Source organism: Kocuria sp. KD4, assembly GCF_011769905.1.
GTDB classification, from domain to species: Bacteria; Actinomycetota; Actinomycetes; order Actinomycetales; family Micrococcaceae; genus Kocuria; species Kocuria marina.
The window spans coordinates 1,574,234-1,587,888 of the sequence record NZ_CP050449.1; the positions used below are offsets into that span (position 1 = coordinate 1,574,234).

The 13,655-nt window shown below is 69.8% G+C and carries 9 protein-coding genes; 3 read left to right on the forward strand and 6 right to left on the reverse strand.

Features of this window, described 5'->3' with window-relative positions; translation table 11 throughout:
• Nucleotides 1-111 precede the first annotated feature (111 nt).
• On the reverse strand, nt 112-1,839 hold the full coding sequence (locus HBK84_RS07100; protein ID WP_370520510.1) for a glycerol-3-phosphate dehydrogenase/oxidase: 1,728 nt from the start codon (nt 1,837-1,839) through the stop codon (nt 112-114).
• 176 nt (nt 1,840-2,015) lie between these two features.
• On the opposite strand from HBK84_RS07100, the gene HBK84_RS07105 reads away from it, so the two are divergent.
• Complete coding sequence (locus HBK84_RS07105; RefSeq protein WP_035961666.1) at nt 2,016-2,984, forward strand: sugar-binding transcriptional regulator; 969 nt, start codon at nt 2,016-2,018, stop codon at nt 2,982-2,984.
• A gap of 23 nt (nt 2,985-3,007) precedes the next feature.
• Here the strand turns inward: HBK84_RS07105 and HBK84_RS07110 are convergent, their stop codons facing one another.
• From HBK84_RS07110 to hisS, 4 genes are all read right to left on the reverse strand, one after another.
• Complete coding sequence (locus HBK84_RS07110; RefSeq protein WP_240918833.1) at nt 3,008-4,540, reverse strand: replication-associated recombination protein A; 1,533 nt, start codon at nt 4,538-4,540, stop codon at nt 3,008-3,010.
• Between the two features lie 47 nt (nt 4,541-4,587).
• Entirely contained in the window at nt 4,588-5,040 is a 453-nt protein-coding gene (gene dtd / locus HBK84_RS07115) for a D-aminoacyl-tRNA deacylase (RefSeq protein ID WP_098055907.1), read from the reverse strand.
• A gap of 221 nt (nt 5,041-5,261) precedes the next feature.
• Complete coding sequence (gene aspS, locus HBK84_RS07120) at nt 5,262-7,079, reverse strand: aspartate--tRNA ligase (RefSeq protein WP_064845913.1); 1,818 nt, start codon at nt 7,077-7,079, stop codon at nt 5,262-5,264.
• A gap of 196 nt (nt 7,080-7,275) precedes the next feature.
• Complete coding sequence (hisS, locus tag HBK84_RS07125; RefSeq protein WP_064845898.1) at nt 7,276-8,631, reverse strand: histidine--tRNA ligase; 1,356 nt, start codon at nt 8,629-8,631, stop codon at nt 7,276-7,278.
• 252 nt (nt 8,632-8,883) lie between these two features.
• Between hisS and HBK84_RS07130 the strand changes: the two genes are divergently transcribed.
• Together HBK84_RS07130 and HBK84_RS07135 are read left to right on the forward strand one after the other, a co-directional pair.
• A complete protein-coding gene (locus HBK84_RS07130) occupies nt 8,884-10,326 on the forward strand; it encodes a DUF349 domain-containing protein (protein WP_240918835.1) in 1,443 nt (480 codons plus the stop codon).
• 226 nt (nt 10,327-10,552) lie between these two features.
• Complete coding sequence (locus HBK84_RS07135) at nt 10,553-11,176, forward strand: type IV toxin-antitoxin system AbiEi family antitoxin (protein WP_085106003.1); 624 nt, start codon at nt 10,553-10,555, stop codon at nt 11,174-11,176.
• On the opposite strand, the gene HBK84_RS07140 is transcribed toward HBK84_RS07135, so the two are convergent.
• Nucleotides 11,166-13,619, reverse strand: a complete 2,454-nt coding sequence (locus tag HBK84_RS07140) for a bifunctional (p)ppGpp synthetase/guanosine-3',5'-bis(diphosphate) 3'-pyrophosphohydrolase (protein ID WP_144997002.1) — start codon at nt 13,617-13,619, stop codon at nt 11,166-11,168. The genes HBK84_RS07135 and HBK84_RS07140 overlap by 11 nt on opposite strands.
• Nucleotides 13,620-13,655: the final 36 nt, after the last annotated feature.

The following is a 13,655-nucleotide window of genomic DNA, read 5'->3' on the forward strand; positions in this document are numbered from 1 at the left end:
TGGATTGACTCCTTGCAGTTCGTGTCGTTGGTGGCTGATTTGGATACACCGCCTCCCCATGGCGTGAGCCACCGGGAAGCGGTGTCGGCGGGAATGGGACGCCCGCCTACGTCACAGGGTGTTGAGCGAGGGGGCTGCGCTGCGCGCGGCCGCCGCGGAGGCGTCGTCCGTGGTCTGCGCGGCGGCGTCCTCGGCGGCGCACACGGCGCGGTAGGCCTGGATCTCCTGCTCCTTACGGGCGTCGTCCCAGCCCAGTTCGGCGGCGAGCAGATCGGCGACCTCCTCGACCGCGGCCAGACCGTGATCGGGCTGGTCGTAGGACATCCGGGTCCGGGTCTCGAAGACGTCCGAGACGTGCAGGACACCCTCGTGCCGCGCCGCCTGGACCACCTCGGCCCGCAGGTAGGCGGGCGCCGCCGCGAGCGGCCGGGCCAGATCCTCCTGCTCCGCCACGAGGTCCTCGATCTCCGTGATGGCCGATCCGTAGCGGTTCAACAGGTGGTCGACCATGTCGTCGCTCCAGCCGTGGCGTGCGCCGATCCGGTCCGCCTGCCGAGTCATGGGAACGTACCCGTTGGCACCGTGGAGCAGTGTCCGGTCGGTGACCGAGGGCAGGCTCTTGGCGCGCTCCTTGCCGAGCGCGAAGTCCACGGCGTCCTGGGCCATGACGCGGTAGGTGGTCAACTTGCCGCCGGCGATCGAGATCAGCCCCGGCGTCGCCTCCGCGACCGTGTGCTCGCGGGAGATCTTGGTGGACGCGGTTTCCGTGCCCTCCTTGACGCCCGGCTGCAGCAACGGCCGCAGACCCGCGTAGGTGCCCATGACGTCGTCCCGGGTCAGGGGCTCGTCCAGGACCACGTTCGCGTGTTCGAGTACGTAGTCGATGTCCGCGGCCGTGGCCACGGGGGCCGAGATGTCCTGCTCGTAGGGGGTGTCTGTGGTGCCGATGATCCAGTAGTGCTCCCACGGGATCACGAACAGCACCGATTTCTCGGTCTGCAGGATCAGGCCCACCTCACCGCGGATCCTGTCCCGGGGCACCACGATGTGGATGCCCTTGGATGCGAGCACCTTGAGGCCCCCGTCCGTGTGGGCCATGTCCTGGGTCTCCTCGGTCCACACGCCGGTGGCCGCGATGACCTTGCGGGCGCGGATCTCGTGCTGCGTGCCGGCCTCCAGGTCCGTGACGCGCGCGCCCACGACGGCGCCGTCGTCGTTCTTGAGGAGTTCCGTGACTCGCGTGCGGGTCGCGGCCAGGGCGCCGTAGCCCACGGCCGTGCGGATGAGCGTCAGCACCAGACGGGCATCGTCCACGCGACCGTCCCAGTACTTGACGGCGCCCACCATGACGCCCGGCTTGATGCTGGGGAACGCCTCCTTCACGCCGCGCTGCGAGAGCTGACGGTGGAAGGGCATGGACGCGACCTTGGAGCCCACGTGGGCCAGGGTGTCGTAGAGACCGACGCCCGCCGTCACGTACGGGCGCTCCCAGAACCGGTGCAGGATCGGGTAGAGGAAGGGGACGGGCTTCACCAGGTGGGGAGCCAGCGTGTAGAGCAGGCGCTCCCGTTCGTGCAGCGCCTCCGTGACGAGCTTGAAGTCGAACTGTTGCAGGTAGCGCAGGCCACCGTGGACCAGCTTGGACGACCAGCGGGACGTCCCTCCCGCCCAGTCCTGGGCCTCCACGATGCCGGTGCGCAGCCCTCGCGTGGCCGCGTCCAGCGCGATGCCGGCACCCGTGATGCCACCGCCGATCACCAGGACGTCCAACTCGGCCCCTTCGCTCATTTCACGGAGCGCGGCCTGACGGGTCTCGGAATTCAATTGGGTGGCAGTCACAGTATCTTCCTCACTCAATGTCGGTGTGGATGCGGTGTGGCCCGCAGTTCTTGCGGACCACGCTACGCACTGGGATGTGACGTACATCCCATTTCGTAGCCGTGCGCACTACCATGTCGCGCCGATGCACGTATGCTCAACCTATTTGCACATGTGTGCACGGGAGGTGAGGGGCGATGCACGACGATTCACTGCTCTACCAAGCCGCGGAACTGTACTTCGTGCAGGACATGACCATGGGTGCCGTGGCCGAGCGGCTGGGGGTCTCACGGTCCACGGTCTCGCGCATGCTGGCGGATGCGAAAGCCAGGGGCATCGTGACGATCACCCTGCGCCCACCCGACACACCCACGGACCGGCTGTCCCGTCGCATCCACGACACGTTCCGGGTCACGGCGCACATCGCGGGGACCCAGCGGGCGTCGCATAGCGGCCAACGACTCGACGCGGTCTCTCGCTACACCGCACAACTACTCGCGTCGTGGGTCCAGGACGGGACGTCCCTGGGGGTCGCGTGGGGCACCACGACCTCCGCGATCGCCTCTCACGTGCGCCACACCAACACCCAGGACGTCTCGGTGGTGCAGCTCAACGGGGCCGCCGGGCCGCGGACGGCCGGCACGGATACGTCCGCCCCACTGCTCTCGACGTTGGCGCAGGCCTTCAACGCCGAGCTGTACCCGTTCCCGACCCCCGCTTTCTTCGACTGGGAACAGACCCGGACGCTGCTCTGGCAGGAATCCTCGGTCCGCCGCATCCTCGCGGCCCGGGCCAGTGTTGACCTGGCGGTGTTCAGCGTGGGGGCCTTCCACGGCCCGGTGCTGTCCCAGGTCTACACGGAGGGTCACCTCAGCTCGTCCGAGCTGCGCAGTCTGAGCGCGCACCGCGTCGTCGGGGACATCTGCACCGTCTTCATCCGCGAGGACGGCAGTTACTCGGACATCGAGCTGAACCGGCGGGCCTCCGGACCCACCCCCGCGGATCTCGCCAGGATCCCCCGCCGTGTGTGCGTGGTGTCCGGGCGGCACAAGGTGCGCGGCATCGTGGGCGCGCTGCGGTCGGGGGCGGTGACGGACCTGGTGATCGACGACCTGACCGCCAAGGATGTGCTGGACCACGTGGACGGCGCGGGAGCACGGCCCTGACCACGCATCGTCGTAACCGCGCCCTACGGCCGGGTGTCGCCGCGCACGATGTCGCGCAACCGGATCACGCGCTGCGCCAGGTCCCGTTCGTGGCCGTACCCTGTGGGCCGGTAGTAGTCCTTCCCCACGAGCTCGTCCGGCGGGTACTGCTGGGTGGCCACCGCGTTGGGCGTGTCGTGGGCGTAGACATAACCCGCGCCGTGGCCGAGCTCGTTCGCGCCCGGGTAGTGCGAGTCCCGCAGGTGCGGGGGCACGGGCCCAGCACGTCCGGCGCGGACGTCCGCGATGGCCTCGTTGATGGCCAGGTACGCGGCGTTCGACTTGGGCGCGGTGGCCAGATGTGCGACGGCCTCGGCGAGCGGGATCCGCCCCTCGGGCATCCCGATTAACTGCACGGCCTGGGCGGCCGCGACCGCGGTCTGCAGCGCCGCGGGATCAGCGAGACCGATGTCCTCCGACGCGCTGATGATCAACCGGCGCGCGATGAACCGCGGGTCCTCCCCGGCCTCGATCATCCGGGCCAGGTAATGCATCGCGGCGTCCACGTCCGAGCCGCGGATCGATTTGATAAACGCGCTCACGACGTCGTAGTGCTGATCGCCCTGCTTGTCGTAGCGCACCGCCGCGCGGTTGACCGCCTCCTGCGCGTGCTCCAGCGTCACGGTCACGACCGATGCATCGGGGGTTTCGCCCGCTGCCCCGGGCTCGGCCGCGCCGTCGTCCGATACCTCGGCTCCCGAACCCTCCGTGCCCGGGCCCTCGGCCCCGGAACGCGCGGCGCCATCGGCGTCGTCGTCCAACGCCGCCGCGTGGGAGAGCGCGACCGCCGCAGCCGCCTCGAGAGACGTGAGCGCCTTGCGCGCGTCTCCCCCGGAGACGTCCAGCAGGTGCTCGCGCGCCTCCGGACTCAGGACGACGGCACCGTCCAGCCCGCGCGGGTCGGTCACCGCGCGGTCGAGCAACTCCCCGATGTCCGGGCGCTCGAGCGGTTGCAGGGTCAGCAGCAGGGAGCGCGAGAGCAGCGGTGCGATCACGGAGAACGAGGGGTTCTCGGTCGTGGCGGCCACGAGGACCACCCACCCGTTCTCGACCCCGGGCAACAGCGCGTCCTGCTGCGCCTTGGTGAACCGGTGGATCTCGTCGAGGAACAGCACCGTGGTGCGCCCGTGCAGGTCGCGCGCGGTCAGCGCCTCGTCCATGACGCGCCGCACGTCCTTGACCCCGGCTGTGACGGCGGACAGCTCCACGAAGGTGGTGTCGTGGCCGCGCGCGATCACGTGCGCGATCGTCGTCTTGCCCGTGCCCGGCGGGCCCCACAGGATGACCGACGACGCCGCGGTCGGTCCCGAGCGACCCGCGGTCAGTCCGCGCAGGGGCGAGCCGGTGCGCAACAGGTGCTTCTGGCCCACGACCTCGTCCAGGGTGCGGGGGCGCATGCGCACGGCGAGCGGTGCGCGGGAGCGCGCGCGGGACGGGGTCCGATCCCTCGCGTGGGCGGATGGGCCGGACCCGTCCTCGCTCAGGGGATCCGGGACGTCGAACAATGCATCGCTCACGTCCCGACCCTACTGCCAGCCTCGGACACGCACGGGCCGCCGCGGGTTCAGCCGCGACGCGGGCGCTGCAGCTCGTCGCTGTCCACCACGAGGGTCACGGGCCCGTCGTTGACGAGCGAGACCTCCATGTGCGCACCGAACTCCCCGGTTTCCACCGGCAGACCGCGCTCACGTAGCGCCGCCACGAAGGCGTCGAAGAGGGGTTCGCTCACGTCCCCGGGGGCGGCGCGGGACCACGACGGTCGGCGCCCCCTCCGCACGTCCCCGTACAGCGTGAACTGGCTGACCACGAGCACCGGGGCCGAGCGGTCCTCGCACGAGGTCTCTCCCGGCAGGATGCGCAGCCCGGCGATCTTGGCCGCGAGCTGCGCGGCGATCTCCGGGGTGTCCGAGTGGGTGACCCCCACGAGTGCGACGAGCCCGGGGCCGGTGATCTCGCCCGTGCCCCGTTCCCCCACGGTGACACTGGCCCGCGACGCCACCTGTAGCACGATTCTCATGACGCCAGTCCATCACACTCGCACCCCGGCACCGTCCCACGGATGACACGGCCCGTCCCATGGGGAAACGGGTTGCCCCGGGAGTGGAACCGGTCGTCCCGCGAGCGCGGCGGGTCACGCAACCGGACCGCGCACGAAGGCTGCGGGGCCACCGATTTCGGGGTGACATCCCGGGTCGGCGGCCCCGCAGCGCGTAGCGACGGTGTCACGTGTCGATGGCGTTACTTCGCGTCGCCGCCCTTGTCGGCGGAGGCTGCCTCGCGCGGCGCCTCGGCCTTCTTGGGCTCGGGCTTGGCGTCCACGCCGGCTTCCTTGCGCTGCTGCGCCGTGATGGGCGCAGGCGCGGCGGTCAGGGGGTCGTAGCCGTTGCCGGTCTTGGGGAACGCGATGACGTCCCGGATGGACTCGGTGCCCGCGAGCAGCGCGACCACGCGGTCCCAGCCGAAGGCGATGCCGCCGTGCGGGGGCGCGCCGAACTGGAAGGCGTCCAGCAGGAAGCCGAACTTCTCCCGGGCGTCTTCCTCGCTGAGCCCCATCACGCGGAACACGCGGTCCTGCACGTCCCGGCGGTGGATGCGGATGGAACCGCCGCCGATCTCGTTGCCGTTGCACACGATGTCGTACGCGTAGGCCAGCGCGGAGCCGGGGTCCGTGTCGAAGGTGTCCATGAACTCGGGCTTGGGGGACGTGAACGCGTGGTGCACGGCCGTCCACGCACCGGAGCCCACGGCAACGTCGCCGGACTCGACCGCCTCGGACGCGGGCTCGAACAGCGGCGCGTCCACGATCCACACGAAGGCCCAGTCATTCTCGTCGATCAGGCCCACGCGGTGGCCGATCTCCACGCGCGCGGCACCGAGCAGCGCGCGGGAGGTCTTGGCCCCGCCCGCGGCGAAGAACACGCAGTCGCCGGGCTTCGCGCCCACGGCCTCCGCGAGTCCGGCCTTCTCCTCCTCCGAGATGTTCTTGGCCACCGGCCCGGCGATCTCGCCGTCCTCCTTGAACAGCACGTAGGCGAGGCCCTTGGCGCCGCGCTGCTTGGCCCACTCCTGCCACGCGTCGAGCTGGCGGCGGGGCTGGGATGCACCGCCTGGCATGACCACGGCACCCACGTACGGGGCCTGGAACACGCGGAACGGGGTGTCCTTGAAGTACTCGGTGAGCTCCGTGAGCTTCAGGTCGAAGCGCAGGTCCGGCTTGTCGGAGCCGTAGTCGGCCATGGCCTGGGCGTAGGTCATGCGCGGGATGGGGGTCGAGACGTCCACGCCGATCAGAGCCCACAGGGACTTCACGATCTGCTCGCCCAGGGCGATGACATCGTCCTCCTCCACGAAGGAGGCCTCAACGTCCAGCTGGGTGAACTCGGGCTGGCGGTCCGCGCGGAAGTCCTCGTCCCGGTAGCAGCGGGCGATCTGGAAGTACTTCTCGATCCCGCCCACCTGCAGCAGCTGTTTGAACAGCTGCGGGGACTGCGGCAGCGCATACCAGGAGCCCGGGGACAGCCGTGCCGGCACCACGAAGTCACGCGCGCCCTCGGGAGTGGAACGGGTGAGGGTGGGGGTCTCCACCTCGGTGAAGCCCTGCTCGTGCAGCAGGGTGCGGGCCACCCGGTTGACCTCGGAACGCAGCCGCATGATGCGGGCGGGCTCCGGGCGGCGCAGGTCCAGGTAGCGGTACTTCAGGCGGGCTTCCTCGCCCACCTCCACGTGCTCGTCGATCTGGAACGGCAGGGGGGCCGCGGTGTTGAGCACGGTGAGCTCATCCACCATGACCTCGACCTCACCGGAGGGCAGGTTGGGGTTCTCGTTGCCCTCGGGGCGGCGCTCCACGGTGCCCGTGACCTGCAGGACGTACTCGTTGCGCAGCTGGTGGAACTGCTCCTCGTCACGCACCACGACCTGCGCCACGCCGGAGGCGTCACGCAGGTCCACGAACGCCACGCCGCCGTGGTCGCGGCGCCGGCCGACCCAGCCCGCCAGCGTGACGGTCTGTCCAATGTTCTCGACGGTCAACGTGCCGAGTTCATGCGTTCGCAACAAGTGCATTCACCTTTTCAATCAATGGGATGGTCGGGATCGCGGGCCGGCGGAGCGCGTCGCACCGAGTGCCCGCGGAGCCGCACCGGATCGGGCGCCCCGGAGCAGGGCGTGCTCCCGTCCCCGCGAGTCTACAAGCCGACGCCGCGAGCGCACGGCCGTCGCTCGCGGGCACGCCTCTCGGAGGACAGAGCCGGCGTCAGTCGTCCGTGGTGGCCGCGCGCAGCACCGTGGCGTGCAGGTCCTCGGCGGGCGGCTGCCACGATGCGGGGTCCGCGGCCACCTGCTCGCCCGAGCGGATGTCCTTGACCTCGTGGGTCGGGCTCCCGTCCTCGGCCACCGAGGAGAACCACACGAACGGGATGCCGCGGCGCTCGGCGTAGCGGATCTGCTTGCCGAACTTCTGAGCCGTGGCGGCCACCTCGGTCGCGATCCCGCGAGCGCGCAACTGCCCGGCGACGTCCTGCGCGGCGGACCACGATGCGTCGTCGTTCAGGGCCACGAGGACCGCGGAGGGCACCGAACGGGAGGCTTGGGCCATGGAGCGGGACAGAATCCGGGTGACCAACCGGGTCACACCGATCGACAGGCCCACACCGGGGTAAGTCTTCTTCCCGGAGGACGCGAGGGACTCGTAGCGACCACCCGAGCACACGGAACCGAGCTGTTCGTGACCCACGAGGACCGTTTCGTACACGGTGCCTGTGTAGTAGTCCAGACCGCGGGCGATGGACAGGTCCGCCACGACCTTGCCGGGGGCGCGGCGGGAGGCCTCCCCCACGACCTCGGCGAGTTCGTTCAGGCCTTCGTCCAGCAGGTTGTTGCTCACACCGAGTTCCCGCACGCGCTCCACGAAGGACGTGTCCTCGGTGCGGATCGCCGCGAGGGACAGCGCGGCCTCCGCCTGCTCGGGCGTGGCACCCACCGTGTCCTGGAGATTCCGGGAGACCTGCTCGGCGCCGATCTTTTCGAGTTTGTCGATCTCACGCAGCACCGCGGGGGCGTCAGTGAGACCCACACCGCGGTAGAAACCCTCGGCGAGCTTGCGGTTGTTGACCCGCAGCACGAACGGCGGGATGGGCAGCTCGGACAGCGCCTCGATCATCACGAGCGCGAGCTCCACGTCGTAGCGGAACGCGAGCGTGCCGTCCCCCACCACATCGATGTCCGCCTGGGTGAACTCGCGCGCCCGGCCCTCCTGGGGGCGCTCGCCGCGCCACACCTTCTGGATCTGGTAGCGGCGGAATGGGAACGTGAGGTAGCCACTGTTCTCCACGACGTAGCGGGCGAACGGCACGGTCAGGTCGAAGTGCAGCGCCAGCGCGTCCTCGCGCGAGGAGTCCTCGTCCTGTTGCAGCCGGGAGACCCCGTAGACCTCCTTGTCGATCTCACCCTTGCGCAGCAACTGCTCCACGGTCTCCACCGCGCGCGTCTCGATCGAGGAAAAGCCGTGGAGTTCGAAGGTCCTGCGCAGGGAGTCCAGCACGTGTTGCTCCACGATCCGTTCCTCCGGGAGCCATTCGGGGAAACCGGACAGAGACGTGGTGCGGGCCATGGGTGGGAACTCCTCGGTAGTGGGTCTCGGGCGGTCCGGGGCTCGGCCTGTGCGCCGTGGAAGCCCCGGGCGGCGAGGCGTCGTCGTACGAGCAACCCCCGGAACCGGGGCATGCGCGAACGCGGACGGTGTCAGCTGCCAGTCTAAGCCGCGCGGCTCGATAGGATGGCCGGTGTCCACCATGGGAAACCCCACCGCGACGCCCGCAGCTGCGGGCAGCGCCGGCGGGGTCGTGCAGAAAGAGTTGTAGCGGTGACAGAACGTCCTGAATCCGACGACCGCCGTCCCGTCCCGGGACCGGCCACCCACGCGGCGTCCGCGCCCAGGCCCGCGGCGCCGTCGACCCCCAAACCCACCCCGAACGCGGCGCCCGCGCCCGCACCGGCGGCGGCTCAGCCACGTCCCGCGGAGGGCACCCACGCCGCGCTCGCCCCGGCCGATTCCGTGGAACGCGCTCGGGCCTTCGGCCGCGCGGACGAGAACGGCACCGTGTATGTGAGCGTGCAGGGCACCGAGTACGCGTGCGGGCAGTTCCCGGACGCCACACCGGACGAGGCGCTCGCGTACTTCGCGCGCAAGTTCGACGACGCCGAGGCGCAGGTCGCACTGCTTGAACAGCGCATCGCCGCCAAGGCACCCGCCGGTGACATGCGCAAGACCGTGGACCACGTGCGCGAGCAGGTGGACGCGCACACCATGGTGGGCGATCTCACGGATCTCTCCACGCGCCTGGATACCCTCGAGGACGCGATCAAGGTGGCCCTGAACCGCGAACGCGAGGAGACCAAGGCCGCCAAGGCGCAGCAGCTCGCGCACCGCACCGCGATCGTGGAGGCCGCCGAGGAGGTCGCCGCGCAGGATCCCGCCAAGACGCAGTGGAAGCACTCGTCCGCGCGCATGGCGGAGCTGTTCTCGCAGTGGCAGGACCACCAGCGCTCTGGCGGACGCCTGTCCAAATCGGACGAGGACGCCCTGTGGAAGCGCTTCCGCAAGGCCCGCACCACGTTCGACCGGCACCGTAAGGCCTTCTTCTCGTCCCTGGACGAGACCAACGCCAAGGCCAAGCGCGTCAAGGAGGGTCTGATCAAGGAGGCCGAGGCGTTGTCCTCGTCCACCGAGTGGGGTGAGACCGCCGGGAAGTACCGAGAGCTCATGGACCGGTGGAAGGAGGCCCCGCGCGCGTCCCGCAAGGAGGACGACGCCTTGTGGGCCCGGTTCCGCGCCGCCCAGGACGCGTTCTTCTCCGCGCGCACCGCCGCGAACGAGCGGATCGACCAGGAATACGCGGGCAACCTCACGGTCAAGGAGCAGCTGCTCGCCGAGGCCAAGCAGATCCTGCCCGTCAAGGACCTCGACGCCGCCAAGAAGCAGCTCGCGTCCGTTCAGCAGCGCTGGGAGGAGGCCGGTAAGGTCCCACGCGCCCACATGCGCCGCGTGGAGAACGAACTGCGCGCCGTGGAGGACGCCGTGAAGAAGGCCGAGGACGACCGCTGGCGGCGCACCGACCCCGAGACCAAGGCGCGCTCCAACTCCATGCTGTCCCAGCTGGAGAACAAGATCGCCGATCAGCGCGCTGCCCTCGAGGCCGCCCGTGCGGGTGGCAACACCAAGAAGGCCGCGTCCCTCGAGAAGGACCTGGCCACGAGCGAGCAGTGGCTCGCCACGCTGCAGGCCTCGGCGTCCGAACTGCGCTGATTTTCTGCCGCTGACTGCAGGAACGCCCCCGTCCCCGGTGTGCCGGGACGGGGGCGTTCCACTGGTTCCTAAGGGTGGGGGCGTTCCTCGCCTCGGCGCGCGATGCGTACGGCACCGGCCCGCGCACCGTGGCGTGGGAGCGCGCCGCAGGTCTCGGTCCACGGGCGTTCTCCACAATCGGTGCGCTGCCCTGCCCTTCCGGTTCGCCGTGGGGTGGGATGGGTCCATGACCTCCGTGCTCACCGCTCGCGGCACCACCGCGCCCCTCGTCCTGCTCCCGGGCCACCCGTTCAGCCGCGCCGAACTGAGCGCGATGACCGAGGACGGTTTGTTGCGCCGCGAACTGCTCGACGCCTACGTACCTGCGACCACCGCCCCCACGCTCCAGTTAAGAGCCACGGTGGTGAGCAGGGTCGTGCCCGGGCACCTGCAACGGCGGGGTGTGCTGGGGCGGCTCGGAGCCGCGTGGTTCTACCGCTGCGCACCCGAGCCCTCGCCCGTGACGATCCTCGTGGACAAGTCCGCGCGCACAACCACCACGGTGCCGCCGGGCCTCGTGATCCACCAGACGGGGTTCGCGCCGCGGGACCTCGTGGTCCACCACGGCATCACACTGACCACTCCCCTGCGCACCGCCGTGGACCTCGCGATACACGTCACCGGCCCGGCCGGCGACGCCGCTCTGCTCGCCCTACTGAGCGCACCGCGCCTGCACTGCTCACCGCAGCATCTGCTCGCCGAACTCGAGGCCCTGGCAAAGCTGCCGGGGCGCCGGGTCGCGATCGCCCGCGTCCGCAAGCTCGCACGGGCGCTCGAGGCCGGACGCGCGGGCGGACCCGTCAAGAGTTGACCGGGCGGTGTCCCGAGGTGCGGTAGACGTCGTAGACGCCGTCGATCCGGCGCACCTGGTTGAGCACGTGGTCCAGGTAGCGGGTGTCCCCCATCTCGAACGAGAACCGGGAGATCGCCAACCGGGACCGCGAGGTGTGCACCTGGGCCGAGAGGATGTTCACGTGGTTCTCCGACAGCGCCTTGGTCACGTCGTAGAGCAGGGACTTGCGGTCGAGGGCCTCCACCTGGATCTCCACGAGGAACAGGGAGGACTGGGTGGGCGCCCACGAGACGTCCTTGATCCGGTCGTCGTCCTCCGGGATGACACGCATGTTGGCGCAGTCCTTGCGGTGCACTGAGATCCCGGACCCGCGCGTGACGAAACCCACGATCTCGTCCGGGGGCACCGGGGTGCAGCACCGGGCGATCTTGACGTAGACGTCCGAGGCCCCCTGCACGAGCACACCCGCGTCCAAGACGCCGGGGCGCACGGGGTGGGTCACCCGCGTGGTCTCGGCGAGGTCCTCCTCGGTGCCCTCGGCCCCGCCCAGGTGTTGCAACAACTTGTCGACGACCTGGTGGGCGCCCACGGCGTCCGAACCGATGGCTTCGTAGAGCGCCGCCACGTCGCCGCGGTTGAAGTCCTGGGCCACCGCGAGCAGCGCTTCGCTCGTGACCGTGCGCTGCAGCGGGAGGTGGTGTTTGCGCAGCGCCCGGGTGAGCTGGTCCTTGCCCCGCTCGATCGCTTCCTCGCGGCGTTCCTTGGAGAACCACTGCCGGATCTTGGTGCGCGCCCGCGGGGAGCCCACGAACTTGAGCCAGTCCTGGGACGGAGCGGCCTGTTCCGACTTGGACGTGAGGATCTCCACGCGGTCCCCGTGTTGCAGCCGGGAGGACAGCGGGGCGAGCTTGCCGTTGACGCGCGCGCCGATCGTGCGGTTGCCCACCTCGGTGTGCACCGCGTACGCGAAGTCCACCGGCGTGGACCCCGTGGGCAGGGCCATGACCTCGCCCTTGGGCGTGAACACGTACACCTCGGCGGTGTTGATCTGATAGCGCAGCGAGTCCAGGAAGTCCGAGGAGTCCTTGGCCTCCTCCTGCCACGACACCAGGGAGCTGAGCCAGTTCAGCTCACCCTCCTTGGCCTTGGGGGTCGCGGAATTCGCCTGGTTGACCTTGTCCTTGTACTTCCAGTGCGCGGCCACGCCGTACTCGGCGCGGCGGTGCATCTCGTGGGTGCGGATCTGGATCTCCACGGGACGCCCCGCGGGCCCGATCACCGTGGTGTGCAAGGACTGGTACATATTGAACTTCGGCATGGCGATGTAGTCCTTGAACCGCCCGGGCAGCGGCCGCCACTTGGCATGCAGCACGCCCAACGCCGCGTAGCATTCGCGCACGGAGTTCACGAGCACGCGCGCGGCCTGCAGATCGTGGATCTCGTCGAAGTCCTTACCCCGCACGATCATCTTCTGGTAGATCGAGTAGTAGTGCTTCGGCCGGCCCGTGATGGTGGCCTCGATGCCGGAGGCGTCCAGCGCCTCGGCGATCTGACCGCGGATCTCCGCGAGGTGACGCTCGCGCTCGGGGGTGCGTTCCCCCACCATGCGCACGATCTCCTCGTAGACCTTGGGGTGCAGGGCCGCGAAGGACAGGTCCTCGAGCTCCCACTTGATCGTGTTCATGCCCAGTCGGTGGGCCAGCGGCGCGAAGATCTCAAGGGTCTCGCGCGCCTTGCGCCCGGAGGACTCGGAGGACACGAAGCGCCACGTCCGGGCGTTGTGCAAACGGTCCGCGAGTTTGATGACCAACACGCGGATGTCCTTGGCCATGGCCACGATCATCTTGCGCACGGTCTCCGCCTGCGCGTTCTCCCCGTACTGGATCTTGTCCAGCTTGGTCACGCCGTCCACGAGCGCGGCGACCTCCTCGCCGAATTCCTCGCGCACCTGCTGGAGAGTGTAGGATGTGTCCTCCACGGTGTCGTGCAGTAGACCGGCCACGAGCGTGGCACCGGTCATCCCGAGTTCCGCGAGGATCGTGGTCACGGCCACCGGGTGGGTGATGTACGGGTCCCCGGACTTGCGCTTTTGTCCCTCGTGGTGGGTGTCCGCGACCGTGAAGGCCCGCTCCAGGACCGAGAGGTCCTCCTCGGGATGCGTGTTCTGCACCGTGCGCAGCAGGGGCACCAGGATGGGCGAGCTCGGGACCGATTCACCGCTGAGCACCGAGAGGGTCGAGCGGGTGCGTTCACTGCGCCCCGGGAAGACCGCCCGCCCGAACACGGGCCGAGAGGCGGGTAGGACGAAATGGGTGCCCCCGAAGTCACCGCGCGCGACACTCGGGCGAGCGGGCGGGGCGGCATTGGGACGGGACGCCTCTTGAGCGGAGGGCGCGTCGGAGGACGTGACCGCGGAGCCCACGGGTGCCTGGGCACCACCGTTCTCGGACTGGCTGGACATCATCCGGGGCCTCCTCATCGTCGCCGCGACCGCGGG